This window comes from uncultured Aquimonas sp., from assembly GCF_937888285.1.
Lineage (GTDB): Bacteria > Pseudomonadota > Gammaproteobacteria > Xanthomonadales > Xanthomonadaceae > Aquimonas.
Genome location: NZ_CALART010000015.1, coordinates 134,052 through 152,999, shown reverse-complemented (window position 1 = coordinate 152,999; position 18,948 = coordinate 134,052). Strand labels below are relative to the sequence as shown.

14 protein-coding genes are annotated in these 18,948 nt (G+C 71.0%); 3 read left to right on the top strand and 11 right to left on the bottom strand.

Annotation, left to right across the window (positions count from 1 at the left end; translation table 11 throughout):
- Positions 1–13 precede the first annotated feature (13 nt).
- A complete protein-coding gene (locus Q0654_RS05245; RefSeq protein ID WP_298851212.1) occupies positions 14–1,042 on the top strand; it encodes an AraC family transcriptional regulator in 1,029 nt (342 codons plus the stop codon).
- Positions 1,043–1,192: 150 nt separating this feature from the next.
- On the opposite strand, the gene Q0654_RS05240 is transcribed toward Q0654_RS05245, so the two are convergent.
- From Q0654_RS05240 to Q0654_RS05210, 7 genes are all read right to left on the bottom strand, one after another.
- On the bottom strand, positions 1,193–3,277 hold the full coding sequence (locus Q0654_RS05240) for a bifunctional diguanylate cyclase/phosphodiesterase (RefSeq protein WP_298851210.1): 2,085 nt from the start codon (positions 3,275–3,277) through the stop codon (positions 1,193–1,195).
- A 171-nt stretch (positions 3,278–3,448) separates the two neighbouring features.
- Complete coding sequence (gene bla, locus Q0654_RS05235; protein WP_298851207.1) at positions 3,449–4,375, bottom strand: class A beta-lactamase; 927 nt, start codon at positions 4,373–4,375, stop codon at positions 3,449–3,451.
- 83 nt (positions 4,376–4,458) lie between these two features.
- Complete coding sequence (locus tag Q0654_RS05230; RefSeq protein WP_298851205.1) at positions 4,459–6,471, bottom strand: TonB-dependent receptor; 2,013 nt, start codon at positions 6,469–6,471, stop codon at positions 4,459–4,461.
- A 171-nt stretch (positions 6,472–6,642) separates the two neighbouring features.
- Positions 6,643–8,124, bottom strand: coding sequence for a DUF4331 domain-containing protein (locus Q0654_RS05225; protein ID WP_298851203.1), 1,482 nt, complete (start codon positions 8,122–8,124; stop codon positions 6,643–6,645).
- Between the two features lie 29 nt (positions 8,125–8,153).
- On the bottom strand, positions 8,154–10,244 hold the full coding sequence (locus Q0654_RS05220) for a DUF4394 domain-containing protein (RefSeq protein ID WP_298851200.1): 2,091 nt from the start codon (positions 10,242–10,244) through the stop codon (positions 8,154–8,156).
- A complete protein-coding gene (locus Q0654_RS05215; protein ID WP_298851198.1) occupies positions 10,241–11,071 on the bottom strand; it encodes a DUF4198 domain-containing protein in 831 nt (276 codons plus the stop codon). Before Q0654_RS05215 ends, Q0654_RS05220 begins: the two co-directional genes overlap by 4 nt.
- Before the next feature lie 225 nt (positions 11,072–11,296).
- Complete coding sequence (locus Q0654_RS05210) at positions 11,297–12,070, bottom strand: RcnB family protein (RefSeq protein ID WP_298851196.1); 774 nt, start codon at positions 12,068–12,070, stop codon at positions 11,297–11,299.
- A 494-nt stretch (positions 12,071–12,564) separates the two neighbouring features.
- Between Q0654_RS05210 and Q0654_RS05205 the strand changes: the two genes are divergently transcribed.
- Entirely contained in the window at positions 12,565–13,293 is a 729-nt protein-coding gene (locus tag Q0654_RS05205; RefSeq protein ID WP_298851192.1) for a class I SAM-dependent methyltransferase, read from the top strand.
- Between the two features lie 8 nt (positions 13,294–13,301).
- Here the strand turns inward: Q0654_RS05205 and Q0654_RS05200 are convergent, their stop codons facing one another.
- Positions 13,302–14,441, bottom strand: coding sequence for a tetratricopeptide repeat protein (locus tag Q0654_RS05200; protein ID WP_298851190.1), 1,140 nt, complete (start codon positions 14,439–14,441; stop codon positions 13,302–13,304).
- A gap of 107 nt (positions 14,442–14,548) precedes the next feature.
- Positions 14,549–14,800: a DUF3297 family protein gene (locus Q0654_RS05195; RefSeq protein ID WP_298851188.1), complete on the bottom strand. Its 252-nt coding sequence runs from the start codon at positions 14,798–14,800 to the stop codon at positions 14,549–14,551.
- A 132-nt stretch (positions 14,801–14,932) separates the two neighbouring features.
- Here Q0654_RS05195 and Q0654_RS05190 point away from each other — a divergent pair, with 132 nt between their 5' ends.
- The gene (locus Q0654_RS05190) at positions 14,933–15,460 is read left to right on the top strand and encodes a phosphoglycerate mutase family protein (RefSeq protein WP_298851185.1); all 528 of its coding nucleotides are present in this window, start codon (positions 14,933–14,935) and stop codon (positions 15,458–15,460) included.
- Between the two features lie 3 nt (positions 15,461–15,463).
- Here Q0654_RS05190 and Q0654_RS05185 read toward each other — a convergent pair whose 3' ends face one another.
- Together Q0654_RS05185 and Q0654_RS05180 are read right to left on the bottom strand one after the other, a co-directional pair.
- Positions 15,464–16,969 carry an aminotransferase class V-fold PLP-dependent enzyme gene (locus Q0654_RS05185; RefSeq protein WP_298851181.1) on the bottom strand — a complete coding sequence of 502 codons (1,506 nt, stop codon included), beginning with the start codon at positions 16,967–16,969 and terminating at the stop codon, positions 15,464–15,466.
- Positions 16,970–17,096: 127 nt separating this feature from the next.
- Entirely contained in the window at positions 17,097–18,884 is a 1,788-nt protein-coding gene (locus tag Q0654_RS05180; protein WP_298851179.1) for a sensor domain-containing diguanylate cyclase, read from the bottom strand.
- Positions 18,885–18,948: the final 64 nt, after the last annotated feature.

Genomic DNA, 18,948 nt, shown 5'->3' with positions numbered 1-18,948 from the left:
CAGCATGCCGGACATGCCCTCGCCGTCCGCGCCCGCCCTGCATCCCGCCTACCTGCGCCTGCTCCTGCTGCAGCTGCGGCGTGCGGGTCTGGACAGCGAGGCCCTGCGTGCGGAGGCCGGGATCGCTGCTCACGAGATCGAACGCGATGAGGCCCTGATCGACGTCGAGCGCATGCGGCGTCTGGTCGCGGCCACGCTGCGCTCCAGCGGCCGGCCCTGGCTGGGGCTGGAGTTCGGCGCCGCGGTGCCTGTCCTGAGCCACGGGCCGCTGGGGCTGGCGGCCTCGGCCAGTGGCAGCCTCGGCGAGGCGCTGGCGCTGATCGTGCGTTTTCTTGCCCTGCGCGCGCCGCTGCTGAGCCTGCAGGTGTCGCCCGCGAGCGGCGGCCTGTGGGCGCGCTTCGAGCCCGCCGCGGATCTGGGCGAGGCGCGCATCTTCGTGCTGGAGGCCGCGCTGGTGATGCTGGAGCGTCTCCTGCAGGGTTTGAGCGCCCGCGATTTCAGCGATGCGCGGATCGAACTGCCCTGGTCGCGACCGGCCTGGGCCCGCCACTACGTGGCCTTCCTTGCCTCGCCGCTGCGCTTCGACGCACGCGCAGCGCGCCTGTGGCTGCCGAATGCGTTGGCGCAGGCACCCTGCCTGTCGGCCGACCCGTCGGCCTTGGCGTTCGCACGCGCCGAGTGCGAGCGGCGCCTGGCCTTGGCCAGCCCGCGCCTCGACTTCGTCGCCGCCATCCGCCGGCGCCTGCAGGCCTGTGAGGGTGTCTATCCCGATGCACTGCAGATGGCCGCCGAGCTGGGCCTGTCGCCGCGCAGCTTGTTCCGCCGGCTGGCCGATGAGGGCCTGCGCTGGCGAGGGCTGCTCGACGAAGCGCGCTGCGCGCGCGCCCTGCAGCTGCTGCGCGAAACCGATCTGCCGGTCGAGCAGATTGCCGAACGCCTGGGCTATGCGGACGCCAGCAACTTCAGCCGCTGCCTGCGGCGCTGGTGCGGCCTGAGTGCGCGCGAGCTCCGCCAAGGGGCGGGACGCGTCGAAGCCGGGTAGGCCAGCACGTGCGGATCAGGCGAGCGGCCACGGCCGCCCGCATTCCGTGACCGCATGCGGCGTCGACGGCTGCGTCCACGGGCCGAACGCATCGAAGCATGCGATCTCCACAGGGGCAAATGCCGGCACGCAGCCCTGGCGGAGCCGAAGTCAGCCGGTGTGACCGGCCTGCAGACGTCGGCCGAACTCGGCGGCATCCAGCGCCGGTGCGTACAGGAATCCCTGGAAGGCTTCGATGCCGCGGCTGCGCAGCCACTCCAGCTGTTCCGGCGTCTCCACGCCTTCGGCGACCGCGCGCAGCTCCATCAGCCGGCACAGCTGCACGATCAGGTCGGTGAGCGCGCTGTTGCCGGGCAGCTCGCGGATGAAGCTGCGGTCGATCTTGAGCGTCTGGATCGGGTAGCGCCGCAGGGTGGCCAGATTGGAATAGCCGGTGCCGAAGTCGTCGAGCGCCACCGCCAGCCCGAGTCGGGCCATCGCGCGCAGGGTTTCCAGCGGGCGCTCGTCGCTGCCCAGCAGGGCCGACTCGGTGATCTCGATCTGCAGGCCAGCCGGATCGCAGCCGGTTTCCGCCAGCACCCGTGCGAGGTCGGCGATGACGTCAGGTTCGGAAAACTCCTGGGCCGACATGTTCACCGACACGGTCAGCGCATGCCCGGCGCGCGCCCACTCCGCCTGCTGGCGCGCGGCCTGCAGCAGGACGATGCGGTCGAGGGCGCGGATCAGCCCCAGGCGTTCGCAGGCCGGGATGAAGGCGTCGGGGCCGACCAGGCCGCGCTGCGGGTGGCGCCAGCGCACCAGCGCCTCGGCGCCGACGATGCGCTGGTCCGAGACGCTCAGGATCGGCTGGTAGTGGACTTCGAAGTCCGACTGCGCGATCGCGGCGCGCAGGGCCTGTTCGAGTTCGGTGCGCGAGCGCAGTTCGGCGCCCATCGCTGCGTTGTAGCGCGCCAGCGTGTTGCGGCCGGCCTGCTTGGCCGCCTGCAGAGCCAGGTCGGTGCTGCGCAGCAGGGTGTCGAAGTCCTCGCCGTCGCGGGGATGCAGGCCTGCGCCCATCGACGCGGTGACGCGCAGGCTGCGTCCCTGCAGGCGCACCGGGGCGTCGAGCGCCGCGCGGATGGCCGATTCGGCCGCCGCGAGTTCGGCTTCGCCGCTGTGGCCGTCCAGTATTAGCAGGAACACATCCGCGCCGAAGCGCGTGACCAGATCCTGTCGGCGCACAGCACTGCGCAGGCGCCGCGCCACCTCGGCCAGCAGTTCATCGCCGGCAGCGTGCCCGAGGCTGTCGTTGATGGCCTTGAACTCGTCGAGGTCGACCAGCAGCAGGGCTGCGGGCGAGCCCGCGTCCTGTCTGCCCGCGAAATGCTGGCGCGCATAGCTTCGGTTGGGCAGGCCGGTGGTGGCATCGTGCTGGGCCAGGTAGCTCGCCTGTGCCTCGCTGTCCTTGAGTTGGGTGACGTCGACCTCGCTGACCAGCCAGGCGCTGGCGCCCGTGGCCGGATCGCGGCAGGCGCGGGCCGACAGCTCGTGCCAGCGGCGGCCGTGGGCGGTTTCGACCGGCAGGGTCAGGCTGGCCTCGCCGGTGGCGCGAAGCGCCTCGCGCAGGCGCTGGAACCGCAGCTCGTCGCGCAGGCGCTCGCGCAGGGTCTCATCGACCGAGCGGACCGTCCGCCGTGCGCTGGGATTGCGGTACAGGGCTTGGCCGCGCTCGTCGTACAGGGTGACCATGACCGCGGTGTGCAGCAGGGCGTCGACCGAGCGCAGAGAATCCGGCGCCGCCGCTTCGCCGCGCGAGGCCTCGCACAGCATGGCCATGCGGCCGCCATCAATTGCGAGTCCACGGAAGCGCACGTTCACCGTCACCGGCTGGCCGGCTGGATAGAGCGTCCACTGTTCGTGGAAACGGGCGTCGCGCGCCAGGAAGTCCTGCTGGTACTGGGCGAGCCGCTCAGCGACCGACCGCGACATGCCCTGGCCGAGATCGCGCGCGCGCAGGCTGTCGATGTCCCTGGCCCGCCACAGCTCCAGTGCGGCCGGGTTCGCCCAGTGGATGCGGGCGCGGTCGATGTCGAAGACCCAGGCGGCCGACTGCAGATGGGCGAGCACGGCAAACGCGTCCCCTGCGTCCGGTGAGCGCAGGTCGACGCCCGCCAGTTCCGACGCGCGCATCACGCTGCCCGCCGCAGGCAGGCTGCCTGGCGGGGCGGTTTCGGATTGTCCAAGGGGGTTTTCCACGCGCCTGCTTCGCTGCGCGGGGCATCCTGCCACGCGATGCGCGGAGCATGCCTCCTCGCGGCCCCGCCTGTCTCCCCCGCAGCCTGCCCCGGCGCCGATTCCGACCCGGAATCACCCCGCATCCGGGCGCGAGCCCGGGGCGAGGCCTGGGCTTAAGTCGCCAGCGGTGGATCAGCCCAGCCAGGCGCGGACCAGGCCGCCGACTTCGGCCAGTACCGCGTCATCCTCGGCCCGCATCACCGGATAGTGCCCGTCCGCCTCGTAGTAGCCGGCGATGACGACCGGCGGGCGTTGCGGTGGCCAGGTCACGGCGACGTCATTGTGGCGATTGGACAGTCCGGGGATGAGTGCGGTGCCGGTCTTGTCGCCGGCCCGCCAGTCGGCGGGCAGCCCGGCGCGCAGACGCTGCAGACCGGTGCGGGTCTCCACCATCCAGTGCGCCAGCACGCGCTGGCTGCTGGCGTCCAGCAGGCCGGGACCGAACAGACGTGCGGTCAACCGTGCCATCGCCTGCGGGGTACTGGTGTCGCGCAGCTCGTCGGGGCCGACGCGGTTCATCTCGGTCTCGTAGCGATCAAGGCGCGTCACCTCATCGCCCAGCCCGCGCAGCAGGGCGGTAAACCGCGCCGGTCCGCCAAGGAGATCGAGCAGCAGGTTGGCGGCGACGTTGTCGCTGGTGGTCTGGGTGGCCCGGGCCAGCTCCAGCGCGCTCAGGTGCGTGCGGCCCGCTGCGCGCGCGGCCTCGACGGCGGGCGCATGCGGGACCGTCGGCGTGGAAGCGAGCGCGATCGGCGCATGCCCATCCAGCCGCCCGGCCGCATGTTCGCGCAGGATCACCGCGGCCAGCGGCAGCTTGAAGGTCGAGCACAGGCCGAAGCGTTCGCCGCCGCGGTGGGCGAGGCCAAGGCCGCTGCCGGTATCCAGCACGAACACGCCAAGACGTCCACCGGCCTTGGCCTCCAGTGCGGCGAGGCGGGACTGCGCTTCGACCGTGGACAGGCGCCGCACGCTCGGTGTCGCAACGGCGGGCAGCAGGGGCAGGGCACAGCCGGCAGCAAGTGCGCCGACCAGGCGACGACGGATTCCCAGGCGCGACATGTGGCACTCCAGTTCCAAGGTGTGCCAGAGACTGCGGGGTCGAGATGGCGATTCGCGGGCAGCGCCGGGCAGTAGTCGACGCATCAGTCGAAGCGGTACTCCAGGCTGATCCGCAGGCTGCGCGGCTCGAACGGGTGGACGTGGCGATCGACAACGCCCTCGAACGCTTCGCCGGGCAGGCGCGAGGCATACAGGTACTCGATGTCGAAATCGTCGGAGTCGAACAGGTTCAACACCTCCAGCCCCAGCTCGACCCGTTGCCAGCGTTTGCCGATACGCAGATGGGCCAGCTGGCTGGAGGCCGCTTGAACGCTGCCGTCCTCGATCAGCGGGTAGCGGTCGAAATGGCGCAGCCGCGCCTGCGCATACCACTGGGCCGGACCTTCCCAGCGCAGCGCCAGGCTGGCGACGAAGGGCAGGGCGCCGGGGATCTCGCGCCCTGCGGGGTCGGACTCACGAAAACGCGGATTGGTCAAGGCCAGCTCAAGGTCGCCGGACCACTGGCGACTGCCGCTCCAGTACAGCCCCAGCTCCAGGCCGTGACGACGGCTGGCGCCGCTGGCCTCGGTGCCGCCGGCGTCACCGACGAACAGGAGTTCGGAGTCGAGATCGAGCTGCCAGGCGGCGGCTGCCAGCGACCAGTCCGGGCCGGGCTGATAGCGCAGGCCGAGTTCGCTGCCGCGCGAGCGCACCAGCGGATCGGCCGGTTCCGCCGGCGCGCCGCTGAGTGGATCCACGCGCAGGGTGGTGCCGCGGGCATCGTTCGAGTGCAGGCCGCGGCCATGGCTGGCGTACAACTCGATGGCCTCGCTCGCACGCCAGGCGAGGCTGGCCTTGGGGGCGCTGGCGCTGGCGCGCCGGCGGCCACTGTTGTCGGCGCGATCGGCGCCCACCTCGAAGCGGTGCCAGTCGTGGCGCAGCGCCAGCTGGCTGCGCAGGCGCGGGCTCAGGGCGCTCTCCAGCAGCAGATGCACACCGGTGCTGCGCTGGTCGACGGCGTCGGTGCGGATCGCCTCGAGCGGCTGCCGATTCTGGCTGCGCCGCAGCCCGACCGCGGCGATGTCGTCGCGGCGCAGGTCGACGCCGGCCTGCAGGCGGTGCCTGCCCAGCAGCCAGTGCTGCTGCAGGCTGCCGCCGCTGACGCGACGCTCATCGAACTGCTGGAGCTGGTCGCCGTCCACCGGCGATTCGAGGAAATAGGTGAAGTTGGAGAACAGCTCGAACTCGTAGTCGATCAGATAGGCCGACGCCTGCAGCTGGCCGCCGAGCAGCGGACGCTCATGCGTGCCGGACAGGCTGCTGCGCTCGCTGCGTCCGCCGAGGCTGGGATCGATCGAGCCGAAGCGGTCGATGCGCCCGGATTCGACGGCGCGGAGCGGGATCTGATCGGCGCTGTTCCAGCGGTTGCGATAGTGCATCAGGCTGAAGCTTGAGCCGGCGCCCGGCTCGCCCTCCACGAGGCGCCAGACCGCATTGCGCTTCGCCACGTCTTCCTCCAGCGCGCGCCAGGGGCCCTCGTGGGTCTGGGCCTCGAAGCCGAAGACCGAGTCGAGCCCGGCGATCTTCGCGCCATCCAGCAGCAAGGCGCGGCGGTAGCCGTACTCGCCTGCTGCCAGCTGGACCCGCGTTCCGGGCGCCCGTCGCAGCAGGCTGAGCTCGGCGCCGCCGGCCGAACTGAAGTCACCCACTTCCGCGGCGTACGGCCCTTTGCGATAGCGCAGCGAGTCGACCAGCTCGGGGATCAGGAAGCCGAGATCGGTGTAGCCCTGGCCGTGACCGTGGCTGCGCAGATTGACCGGCATGCCGTCGACGAAGGTCGCGAAGTCGGTGCCGTGGTCCAGATTGAAGCCGCGCAGGAAGAACTGGTTGGCCTTGCCGCTGCCCGAGTGCTGGGTGGCGACCAGTCCGGGCACGAACTCCAGCACGTCGCCCGTCCGCAGCAGCGGGCGCGCCTGGATCTCATCGCCCTCGACCCGGCCTTCGGACGCGCTGAAATCGCGGCCCAGTCCGTCAAGACGGCGTCCGACCACCTCAATGCGATCCAGCTGGGAGGTATCAGCGGACGCGCTCAGGAGCGCTGCCAGCAGCAGAGTCATGGGTCATTCCCGGAAGCGAGGGGCAGGCGCGTCGAACCGAGCCTGCCCCTGGGGGCCATCAGAAGGCGGAGAGCCGCCGCAGTGCGGTCTTTGGGGGGACGACTCGTACTCCGGCGACCCTCGCGCGGGGAAAGCGCGGGCGCCCAGGGCACCCGCGCCCGGGACGCGGGCTCAGGGCAGGCGTGCGCCCGGCAGCGGCGTCACCAGATAGGGGAAGGCTTCGCTGAACTGGCCCGCATTGACCTCGACGCCGTCGACCACCGGCAGCTGGCCCGAGGGTGCATCGGCCGGATCCAGCAGCACGCCCAGCATCACCCGCAGCAGGATGTCGACCACGTCGTCGCCCGGACGACGGCCGTTGGGAAAGCCCGAGGTGTCGCCGCCGATGACGCCAAAGCGGTTCTGCGTCGCGGCGCCGACAACCGGCGTGCCGGTGTTCAGGCGAAGCATCTCCGAAGGCGTGACGCTGGCCGGCTGGTTCAGCCCGGCAACGCCGGTCAAGGCCGCGGCCACCAGGTCAGTGCGCGGGAACAGGGTCGGCGCCTGCACGCCTGCGCCGCCGAAGATCACTTCCAGCAGGGCGGGGAGGGTCGGGTTCGTGACATACACGACGAACTGACCGTCATTGCGCGGCTCCGAGGCATTGAAGCGATCCTTGTCGCCAAGGCCGATCACCACTTCGTTGACCAGCGGCGTTCCCAGGCGTGAGACCTGCACGAAGGCGCCGCCCTCGACCGCCGCCGCGCTGCCGGCGGAATTGGGCACGGCGGATGTGCCGCCGGGCGCTGCATTCAGCGTACGCGCGCGCCGCAGGCTGGCCGTGGTCCAGGCGCCGATCACCGGATCGCCGTCGACCAGGCAGCTGATCGGCAGCTCCAGGGCCAGGCTGGTGATGTTCTTGTCGCCGGTGTCGTCCAGCCCCTGGTTGCCGTTGCTGGCTGCCAGGGGATTCAGATTGACCAGATCGAACACCTCACCCAGTGCGACCCGGAAGCCTTCGCGACGCTGACCGACGAAGACCCGCCCGGGCTGCGCGCAGCCCGGCACCGCGATCGGGAAGATGTGGCTGTCGGCATAGCCGGCGTAGTCGCTGAAGGTCTTCTCGCCGATGTTGTCGAGCGGCTTGCGGAACACCGTGCTGTTGCCGTCGGCGGGGTTGGTCGCGAGCTGCGGCGCGCTGCCGCGACGGGGGCCGCGCACCACGCCAACGGTGTAGGTCTCGACCAGGTTCTTGAGGCCGTCGCCGGCATCGGGCGTGGTGCCGGTGATCGTGCCCAGCGCCAGCAGGGGGACCGGCACCGTCTGCCCGCCGATGTTCAGCGCGGCGTTCTGGTACTGGTTGTTGAACCGGAACTGGAAGCTGATGTCCTCGATGGCGTCGCCGTCGTTGTCGACGTGGATTTCATAGAGGGCCTCGGGATCCAGGCTGAAGTAGTTGGGGCCGCCGTAGCTGTCCTGCAGGGGAACGTAGTTGGCGATGAGGGTGATGTAGTCGGCGCGTCCCGGCTCGTAGCTGCGGAACAGGTAGAAATCGGCGCCGTCGACCTTGGGGTGTTCGGTGATGAAGGGCGCTTCGCGGTGGCTGGAGGCGAAGCTGGTCGCGGCGCAGCAGAGGCCGATCGCGGTGGCGGCGGCAAGCATCAGGACTTTCATGGGGTGGGCTCCGGAAGGAATGAAGGGATTCACGGGGATTCAAAGCCGTCGGCGAACAGGGCGTCGCCATCGGCGACGATGCGCACGCTGACGATGATCGGGTCGAAGCCGGGCTGTTCGACCAGCACCTCGAAGAGACGCCCGGGCTGGGCTTCGGCGCTGATGGCGATGTCGAAGCTGGCGCGCGCGCTGCCGCCGCTGACGAACACGCTGCCCGCACGCGCGCTGTAGTCGCTCCCGGCCAGGGCATCGCCGTCGCGCGTGCGCAGATGGGCGACGCCGCTGCTGCCCGACAGCAGCACGACCTCGATGCGGGCGCTGCCGCCGCGCGGCGCGGTCACCGTCCGCGCGACCACGTCCAGCTCGCGCGCGGCGTCGGCCACGACCAGGCCCGACAGACCCGCGGCCGGCGCATTGGCGACTGCACCGACACGCTCGGCGCTGGCATCGTCCAGGCGCAGGGCGTATAGGCTGGGAACGCCTTGGGTGTCGTTGGCAGTGAAGTAGCCAAGCCCCACCGCCACCGCGTTCGCTGCAGCACCGGTGACGCCGGGCGGAATGTCGAAGCCGCTGCCGCCGGCGAAATCGAAGTCGACGCCGTCCAGGCGCACGCGCCGCGCTTCGGTCTGCACCCCGTTGTTCGGCGGGTTCTGGATCGACAAACGGCCGAAGCCCTGGTCGAGGGTGTACTGGGTGGTGAAGGGCGCCATCGGCACGCTGCCGGTGTACGCGGTGCCGACCAGCTGGGTGCCCAACTCGGCCTGGACCATGCCGTCGGGATTGATGCCGGCGCTGCCGGCATCACCGTCCACGGCTGCGCCGTTTTCCGGATTGATGCGGGCGTTGAGGCCGGAGGCGTCGACGAAGCGGATGCGGTCGACGGTCGGATTGAAGTCGAAGCCGGCGGGCAGATCGCTCAGGTCCACCCGCTGCCCGCTGCCATCGACCCAGGCGATCTGCCCGGGCGTGCCGACCGCGGTGGCCGTGGCGGTCGCGCCGCTCTGCGGATCCAGCAGGTAGAGCGTCGCCGCGTCGGTGTCGGCGTCGATACCGAGCGCGTACAGCTGACCGGTGGCAGGGCGCAGGTCGAAGCCGACCAGGCGCTCGCCGGCGGCGACGCCGCTGATGCTGACGAAGCGCGCAGCCGACGGATCGGCCAGCGGCAGTCGCCCGAGCTGGTCGCCGTTGTCGGCCAGCACCAGGGCGGTGGGCGCATCCGGCAGCAGGGCGAAGCCGAGCACGCTGAGGCCGCCGAGGCTGCTTTCGCGCGTTGCTGCGCCGCTGCCGAGGTCGATCCGGTACAGGCCGGCGATGCCGCCGACGGTCAGCGCCGCCACCGCGGCACCGCTGGCGGGCTGATTGCTGGCCGCCGCCGACACCGAAGGCTCGATGTCGAGGCCGCCGGCGCTTCCGAAGTCGAGCGGGCTGCCGTTGAAGCTGATCGGCAGCGGCTGCACCAGGCTGCCGGCATTCGGCGGGTTCTGCAGGTAGAGCGTGTTGCTGGCGGCGCTCAGGCTGTACTGGGTGGTGATCGCGGTGTTGATGACGCTGTTGCTGTAGGCCGTGCCCATCGCGCCCTCGGCGCTGCCGGCGGCGTTGAGGTTGCCGTCGGGATTGACGCCCGGCGACGGCGTGCCGGGCGTGCCGAAGTCACCGTCCACGAGCGCGCCGGTGTTCGGATTCATGCGGAAGTTGAGCCCGCCCGTGCTGACCACGCGCAGGCGATCCACGCTGGGATTGAAGTCGATGTCGAAGCCGGCCGCCAGAATCGGCAGCGGACTCCCATCCGCGCGGGCGAGCTGCGCCGCGCTGCCGAGCGCGGTCGCGCGCAGCATCGGCCCGGCCAGATCCAGCAGGTAGAGGCGGACCGTGCCGGTCTTGGGGTTGTTGCCCAGGGCATAGAGTCGACCGTTCTGCGGGCGAACGTCGATTGCGACCAGCTGGTCGCCGGCCTCGACGCCAGTGACGCTGCGCGCTGCGGTGGGTTCGGCGCCGCGCTGGGGAATAGCGAAGGCGAGCTGGTTGTCGGGCAGCAGCAGGGCATAGGCGGAGGTCTGCGCGAGCGCGGGCGTGGCCGTGCAGGCCAGCCCGAGTGCGCAGGCCAGAAGCGTTCGTTTCATGGAGAACTCCCGGTGGTGGACGAAGAATCCCCGGCCGTGTCGACGAACACGGTCAGGCTGGCGAAGTGGCTTTCCCAGTCGAACTCGGCGCTGCTGGAGGGCCGCAGCCAGACGCTGCGCAGCAGGTAGCCGGAGGGGCGGCGGGGGCGGAATTCGACGCAGCCGTCGGCGCCGGTACGCGCCGCGCTGCTCTGGCCATCCGCCTCGATCAGGCCGATCTGCAGGTCGGCCAGCGGTGCGCCGGCGCCGAGCGCGCAGACGGTCACCGCCTCGCCTTCAGCCAGCACGGTCGGGTCGCTGCGCGGCACCAGCTCCAAGGTCTGGCCGCTGGGCACGCTGGCACGTGGATCGGCGGGGCCGGGGCGCAGCCGCGCCAGGCTGCGGGCATGCTTCTCGAAGCGCTCGCGCCAGCGGCCGAGTTCGGCATGGCGCTGTGCCGCTGCACCGGTATCACCGGCTTCCTGCAGGTAGGACTCGACCTGGCCGGCGTCCAGCTCGATGGTGGCTGGCCACAGGCTCAATGAGATCTTCAGCAGCGCCTGCTCGCCGGCGGCGACCTTGAGGGGCAGCCAGCGCGCCTGCGGCGGCGCCGGCAGCAGGGGCAGGCGGCGGTCCGCGAGTTCGAGCTCGGCGCGGGCGATACGCGCCGTGCTGCTGGCGTCCTCGGGCTCGGGGAAATGATGGCCGGTGCTGAGCCGGAACTCGCGCAGCAAGGCGCCGGGGGCCGGTGCCGGGGCCAGGCTCAACCAGCTGTCGTGTGCCAGCACTGGCATCGCCAGCAGCAGGGCTGTCAATGCGCTCAGCGCACGCGTGATGTCGTTCCGCATACCCGTCTCCACGCGGTGGGCGAAGCGGGCTGCTTCGCTCTCACTGGATCGGAGTACGCATGCGGCGCGTGGGCTGGATGCAGTCCCGTGTGCGCGCGCTGCGCCTTCCTGTCAGGGCAGGGATACGCAGCGCGCGGGGAGACTGGATGCAGCGCCTGAATTGTTCACGAGATGCTCACGGAAGGGCGATGCGTGTCGGCCTTGCGTCCGCCGGAGCCGGGCTTGCTAGTAGTAGAAGAAGCCATACAGCGCGTCGACGATCTCGCCGCTGCGCTCGTCGACCAGCAGCAGGTCGCCATCGACGCGCAGCCAGCGGCAGCCCCAGGGCGGCGGCGCCAGGCGGTAGGCGCGCCAGTCCACGTACCAGTGGTTGACGATGAACACCGGCGGCAGGTGGTAGCCGATGCGCCAGCTGCGCGCGTGGTAGCCGCGCGGATACACGTAGCGCACCGGCGCACGGTAGCGATGGCCCGACCAGCCGTGGTTCCAGTCGCGGCGCCACTGCGGATGACGCCAGTCGTCATGGCGATGGCGCTCGTGCCCATAGCGACCGTCCCAGCGCTGATCGCGACGATAGTCGTCATGACGCCAGCCCTTGTCGCCACGCTCGTCGTGGCGCCAGCGCGAGTCCGAGTGGCGCAGATCGCGTCCGCGCCCCTCCGCGCGCCAATCGTCACGCTGGCCGCGATGGCCGCCGTGATCCTGCGACTCGCGATAGCCGCCCTGAAAGCCGGCGATGCGGGTGTTGCGCTCGCGTTCGCCGTAGTCGCGCTCCTGGCTCGGGTAGCCGCCGCGGCCGCCCGCATCGCCCACCGAGGGCGAGGGATCGGCGCGCTCGCCGCGCCAGCGGCCTTCGCTCTCCACGCGGGCCGGCGCATCGCGGAAGCCGCTCTTGTCGCCGTAGTCCGCGCCGCGGCCCGGACGGTCGTCGCGGGCTTCGAGCACGGGGGCGGCAAGGCCAAGCAGCAGGATCAGGGTGCCAGCACTCAGGGCTTTCATTCGGGTGACTCCAGCAGGTTCCGGCGGCGCGCCCTCCGGGCCGCTCACCGTGATGCTGCCCGGCGAGGCCGCCAGCACTGGCGGCTCTCGCGCCTGGCGTCCTTGCCAGGCCATCGGAACGCGAGCCCCGACGGCGCCGACCGGCAGCGGTCGACGCGGACGAAGCATTGGGCCCGCAAGCTGTACGCAGGGTGGCCGGAACGCCCTCGTCGCGGAGGCGTTCAGCTGACGCAGGGCTTGCTGCCCGGGAGCTGAGCCCCGGCAGTCGCAAGGTGTCGGGTACGGCCCTCCGGCGCCGTTGGCTCGCGCGCATCCGCGGGACGAGCAGGGCGATGTGGGCGCAGGTTCCCTGCGGTCCGCTGCTGGCAGTTCGCACTGGCTGCCCCGACGGAAACCACATTGCTCGCTGGATTCGGGGCTTCGTGTGTGACTCAGTTCACATTAAACTCGCCGTCGTCAGTCCGCTTCCCCGTGTCGGCTCACAAGGAGATGCCATGCCCAATCTCGCCCTGCGCGTGACCCGCCGCCTGCAGCGCTCCCTGCGCACCCGCGGATTCGTGGGCAGCCTCGCGCATGCGCTGGACGCGCTGGGTGCGCGCCTTCGCGGTCGTGCGCCTGCGCACCCGGATACGGCCGCCGATGACGACTTCGATCGCCATTTCGGCGTCGACACCGGCGGCGTCATCCCGCAGGCCGACCTCGATGTCGACGATCCGAACTGGGTGCATGGTTCCGCCTACGTCGCCACCAGCCCGATCGATTTCGCCGAGGTGCTGGCTCCGTTCGCACTCGACCCAGCCCGCGCCGCCTTTGTCGACCTCGGCTGCGGCAAGGGCCGCGTATTGATGATGGCGGCTGCGCTGCCGTTTGCGCAGGTGCTGGGGGTCGAGTATTCGCCGGCCCTGTCTGCGATCGCGCGCCGCAATCTTGAGCGTTACCGTGGGCCGCGCCGCACCCGGGCCGTGGAAGTCGTGACCGCCGACGCCAGCGAGTTCGCCTATCCGGACGGTGATCTGGTCGTGTTCATGTACCACCCCTTCGACGAGGTGGTGATGCAGCGGGTCATCGACGCGCTGCGGCGCCGCCAGCGGACCTCTCCGCATCGCCTGCTGGTGCTGTATTTCAAGCCGGTGCACGGCGCGCTTTGGCAGGCCGCGGACTTCGTTGAGACCCGCTTCGAATCACCGCGCTACAGCGTCTACGAGGCACCGCCCGTCAGCTGAGCCGGGTCTCAGGAGGAGCGGCGGCCGTGCAGCCAAGGGCCGTTCGCAGGACGCGCGCGCAGCCCGTCCAGCTTGGCCTGGTAGCGCTGCTGCTGTTCGCCCGCGCTGAGCTCGCGGGCGGTCTGCAGCGCGCGCGCGGCGCGATCACCGCGATCCAGCGCGATCCAGGCGCGGGCCTGGGCGAAATGGAAGCGGTGGTCATGCCGGTGCAGGCGCACCGCGCGCTGGAAGTGCGCCAGCGCGCCGCGGGGGTCTCCCGCAGCCTCGCGCTGCAGGCCGAGCACGAAGTGATGGAAGGGGTCGCGCTGCAGCTCGTGGCGCAGCCTTTCCTGGGCGTCGCGCGCGAGGCTGCCGCGGCCGCTGCGCGCATACAGCTCGGACAGATTGAACAGCGCGCCGGGGTGCCTGGGGTCGATCGACAGCGCACGCAGATAGTCCTGCTCCGCGCCCGCCGGGTCCTGCATGCGCGCGCGGATCACGCCAGCATTGCTGAGCGCCGCGGCGTGACGAGGATCCACCTGCAGCGCGCGTTCAGCGTGCGCGATCGCAGCCTGGAGCTGCCCCGCGGCCAGCAGTTCGGCGGCGCGATTGCTGTAGTAGTGGGCCAGCAGGCGGGCGTCATCGATCGGCTGTGGCGGCTCGCGGGTAATTACCTGATTGGAGGCGATGTCGACGCTGAAGCGCCGGCCCTCGATCCGCACGCCCGCATTCACGTGCTGGGTGCGATAGACGCTGCCGCCCTCCTGGTGCCAGCTGACCGCATCGGCGTCCTGCCCGTAGGCCTTGAAGCCGAGCTCGCGGGCCAGCGCGACAGTGACCAGGGTGAAGGTCAGGCAATTCCCTTCGCGCCGTTCGAAGGCCTCGGCGACGCTGAGTGTGGCGTCATGCCGGTAGCGCAGCCCCAGGCCCTCGGGCCGCAGCAGGAAGTCGGCGAGCGCTTCCAGCTGGCGGTCCGGCCCCGGCCGCGGCAGCACCCGCTGTCGCACCAGCTGGCGCAGTGCGTCGGGCACCGCCATCAGGGATTCCACGGGCGGTGGCGTGGACATCGCGGGCGGCGAGTCCGGCGAGTCCGACGCGGCACTGGCGGGCGACGTCGGGACGAGCCAGACACTGATCAGCAGCAGGGCGAGGCGAGGGAGCAGGGACATGGCGGACGCTCCGGGCCGCACGCACGGCGGCCGCTCGACGCCAGCCTAGTCCCCTTGCGGCCTGAGCGTCGAGCGCCGCCGGTCCGCTGCTTTTGCGCCGCCTGCACTCAGGCGGGGGCGTCCTGGTCGAGGAACCACACGACCACGGTGCCGCCGTGCTTGAAGCACATCGGCCGGCCGCGGCGATCCAGGCTGCGCCCCACCGGCAGCCGCACCCAGCCTTCGCTGACGCAGTACTCCTCGACATCGGTGCGCTCGACGCCGTTGAAGCGCACGCCGATGCCGCGCTCCAGCGCCTCGGCGTTGTGGAAGCGGCTGCGCGGGTCGGCGCACATGCGGTCGGGAGGGGTATCGCTCATCGGAAGGGGCTCGTGGAGGGTCGGGAAGCGCGCAAGGATAGCCGGGTGCGGAAGGCGCGACATCCCCGCCCGCTTGACCCGAGGCTGCGAACCCCTACCGTGTACGCTTTCCACACAGACGAGGGTGGTCCGATGGTTCCGCGATGGATGCTGCTGGCGGCGCTGGCCTGGCCGCTGTCCGCCCCTGCACTGGCGTGGCAGGTGCCGCCCGAGGGGCTGCTGGTCGTGGTCGTGCGGCATGCCGAGAAGGCGCAGGATGATCCGCGCGATCCGAGCCTGAGTGAAAGTGGGCGCCAGCGCGCCGAGGCGCTCGCCGAGCGGCTGCGCGACCTGCCCCTGGCGGCGGCCTACGCCACGCCCTTTCGCCGAACACAGTTGACCGCCCGGCCTGTTGCCGCTGCGCAGGGCATCGAGGTCGAGGTGCGCGAGTTCGTGAGCCGGGATCACGACGAGGACGCGCGCGCCCTGCGCGAGACCCTGCTGCGCGCGCACCGCGGCGAGGCGGTGCTTGTGGTCGGCCACAGCAATACGGTGCCGGCGATCGTCGAGGCCCTGTCCGGCGAGGAGGCTGAGGCCATGCCGGAATCCGAGTACGACCGCCTGAGCCTGATCCGCATCGAGTCCGACGGCCGCGCGGAGCTGCGCGTCGAGCGTTACTGACGCCTACAGCGGCGCGAAGAAGCCCGCCGACGTGCTGTCCACGAAATCGCAGTCCTCTCGGTGGAACCACTCGTTGCGGCGCTCGCAGTAGCGGTAGTCCTGCGCCCATTCGCGGTGCCTGGCCGCGAGATCGCGGATCGCCTCGACGATGAAGCGGGCCTCGGCATCGGTCATGGTCGGATGCAGCGAGAGCCGCACCCAGCCGGGCTTGTCGCAGAGGATGCCGGCGTTGATCTTGTCGGTGATCGACTTCGAGCGCTCGATGCTGACCTGCAGCAGGTAGTGCCCGTAGGTGCCCGCGCAGGAGCAGCCGCCGCGCACCTGGATGCCGTAGCGGTCGTTCAGCAGGCGCACGGCGAGGTTGTAGTGCAGGTCCTCGATGTAGAAGCTCAGCACGCCGAGCCGATCCGGATGGTCGGCGGCGAGCAGGTGCAGGCCGGGGGTGGCCGACAGCGCGGGCCAGACGATGTCCAGCAGCTCGTGCTCGCGGGCGAGGATGTTGGCCACGCCCATCTGCTCCTTCAGCTGGATGGCGAGCGCCGTGCGGATCGCCTGCAGGAAGCCCGGCGTGCCGCCGTCCTCGCGTGCTTCGACATCGTCGACGTACTTGTGCTGGCCCCAGGGGTTGGTCCAGTCGACGGTGCCGCCGCCGGGGTTGTCGGGCACGCGGTTGCGGTAGAGGCGCGTGTTGAACACCAGCACGCCCGAGGTGCCGGGGCCGCCGAGGAACTTGTGCGGGCTGAAGTAGATCGCGTCGAGCCCGGCCTGCGGCCGGCCCGGCGGGTGCATGACGATGTCGATGTAGGGCGCGCTGCAGGCGAAGTCGACGAAGCACAGGCCGCCGGCGGCATGCATGCGCTCGGCGATGTCGTGGTAGGGCGTGAACAGGCCGGTGACGTTCGAGCAGCTGGTGATGCTGGCGATCTTGACCGGCCGTTGCGCGTACTTCGCGAGCAGCGCGTCGAGCGCGGCCAGATCGACTTCGCCGTGGGCATCCGGCGGGATCACTTCCACGTCGCACAGGGTTTCGAGCCACGAGGTCTGGTTGCTGTGGTGCTCCATGTGGGTGACGAACACGATCGGCCGCTGATCCTGCGCCGGGCTGACCCGGTCGAGGTAGCTCTCGTGCACGCGCAGCCCGAGGATGCGCTGGAACTTGTTGACCACCGCGGTCATGCCCGAGCCATAGCAGATGATCGCGTCCTCGGCCGAGGCGCCAACGTGGGCTTTGATCCTCTTCAGCGCCTGGTGGTAGGCGCGGGTCATCAGCGTGCCGGTGGTCGACGTCTCGGTGTGGGTGTTGGCCACGAAGGGGCCGATCACCTCGCTCATGCGGCGCTCGATCGGCGCGTACAGCCGACCGCTGGCGATCCAGTCGGCATAGACGATCGGCATCTCGCCGTAGGGCGTGCGCAGCGTCTGCGCCTGACCGAGCGTGTTCCTCCGGAACGGCGCGAAATGGGCTTCAAGGGCTCCGGGAGCGGATGGCAGCTGGGGCAGGGCGGACATGGCGGGCGCTCATATGCGAAGCCACTAATGTACGCGGGGTGCGTCCCGCCCGCATCCTGCACTGCGTTGAAGTGCGGCCTTGGGCCTCACTACCGCGACCGTGGGACTGGCGCGACGGCGTGCGGCCTTACGGCGCCAATGGCGCGCCCGGCAAAGGCAGGCCGGCCGCCAGTTCGAGCCGGTTGCGGCCAGCGTTCTTGGCCGCGTACAGCGCGGTATCGGCAGCCGATACGATGTCTTCGGGCCCGGTCCCCGGCTGCCACTCGCCCCAGGCCAGGCCCGCGCTCAGGGTCACGCGCCCGGCCGGCGCCCGCGCATGCGGCAGGTCCAGCGCCTCGACCCGGGCCAGCAGCTCGCGGGCCGTCGCGATGCAGCGCTCGATCCCGTGGCCGACCATGACCATGGAGAACTCCTCGCCGCCGCTGCGTGCCAGCTGGGCGCCGCATTCGCGGGCCACGCCCTGCAGCAGCTCGGCGATCCGGCGCAGGCACAGGTCGCCGGCGGGGTGCCCGTAGCTGTCGTTGTACTGCTTGAAGTGATCGATATCGATCTGCAGCACGACCATCTGCTCATGGCTGCCGGCGATGCGCTGCCAGGTTTCCTCGATGGCCTGCCGGTAGGCGCGGTAGTTGCCGACGCCGGTCAGTGAATCGGTGCGGCTCTCGTCGCGCAGTGCCGCCACGGCGCGACGCAGCGCTGACGTGCGGCGTTCGATCTCGTGCTCGCGCTCGCGCAGCGCGGCATCGAGCTGGGCATAGGCCTCGCGCTCGCGCAGCCACAGGGCTTCGACTTCGCTGGCGATCGGCTGCAGCTCGCGCGGCAGCTTGAAGCCGAGCGCATCGCCGGCATTGACGGCGAGGCCCGGCTGCAGGCGGCGGATGCCCTGGCGCAGCTGCCGCACCGGGCGGGTCAGCCAGATCCCGCCGAAGTGGGCGGCGACCCAGACGCCGATCAGGGACAGCAGCAGAACCGGCAGCGCCATCCTCAGCGCACTCCACAGCACGCCGGTCAGCGCCGGCTCTGGCAGCAGCGCCACCGCGGTCCAGCCGAAGTCGGTGCGCTCGGCCATCGCGTAGTGGCGCGTCCCGCCAAGCTGGATCAGGCCGGGCTCGTCGGTGGCCGGCAGCTGGGCGATCTGCTGCAGCGCGCCCGCTTCCATCGGCACGCCGGGCTTGAGGCCCAGCCCCGCGCTGGCGAACACCACCTGCCCGGCGCGATCGAGCAGCAGCCCCTCGCGATTGCGGTCGACCAGTTCGCCCAGGCGGCGCTGGATGACATCGAGGTTGAGCGTGGCCTGCAGTACGCCCAGCGGTTCGCCGGCGCCGTCCAGCACCGGCGCCGAGAGCGCGACCACGGGTTCGTTCCACAGGCCGCGGCCGATGAAGACGTCGCTCAGATAGGGCCGGCGTTCGAACCAGGCGACCCGGAAGTACTCGCGATCGGCGACCGAGGCGCCCACCCGGCTGCGCAGGGCTTCCGCGCTTTCCGATTCGCGCTGCAGCGAGACGATCCGCCCCTCGGGATCGGCGACCAGCAGGGTGCGCAGTTCCGGATTGCGCTGCGACAGCTGCTGCAGGCGACGTTCGGCGGTGGCGCTGTCGACGTCCAGCCAGGGCAGGCGGGCCGCCAGCTCGATCGCGGTCAGGTGGCGCTCGACCAGGCCGCTGCTGCCCAGGGCGAGCGCATCCGCGACCGAGCCCAGCGCGTTGCCGATGCGGACCTGGGCGCTGTCGACATAGCTCCACAGCAGCACGCCCAGCAGCAGCAGGCTGGGCAGCAGGGCGAAACTCGCCAGCAGGACGACGCCGCGCGCATGCAGGCTGCGGCCGTGCGAATCGACGGACGCAGGCGCGGAGCGGGAGTCCGCGGCCGGGCTCAAGGCATCGATATCGGTGGCTGGGGGCAGGGCGCTCATGGGCAGCCGCGCATGCTAGCAGTCGGCCTCCCGCATGCGGAGCGGCCGACTGCCGATGGAACGC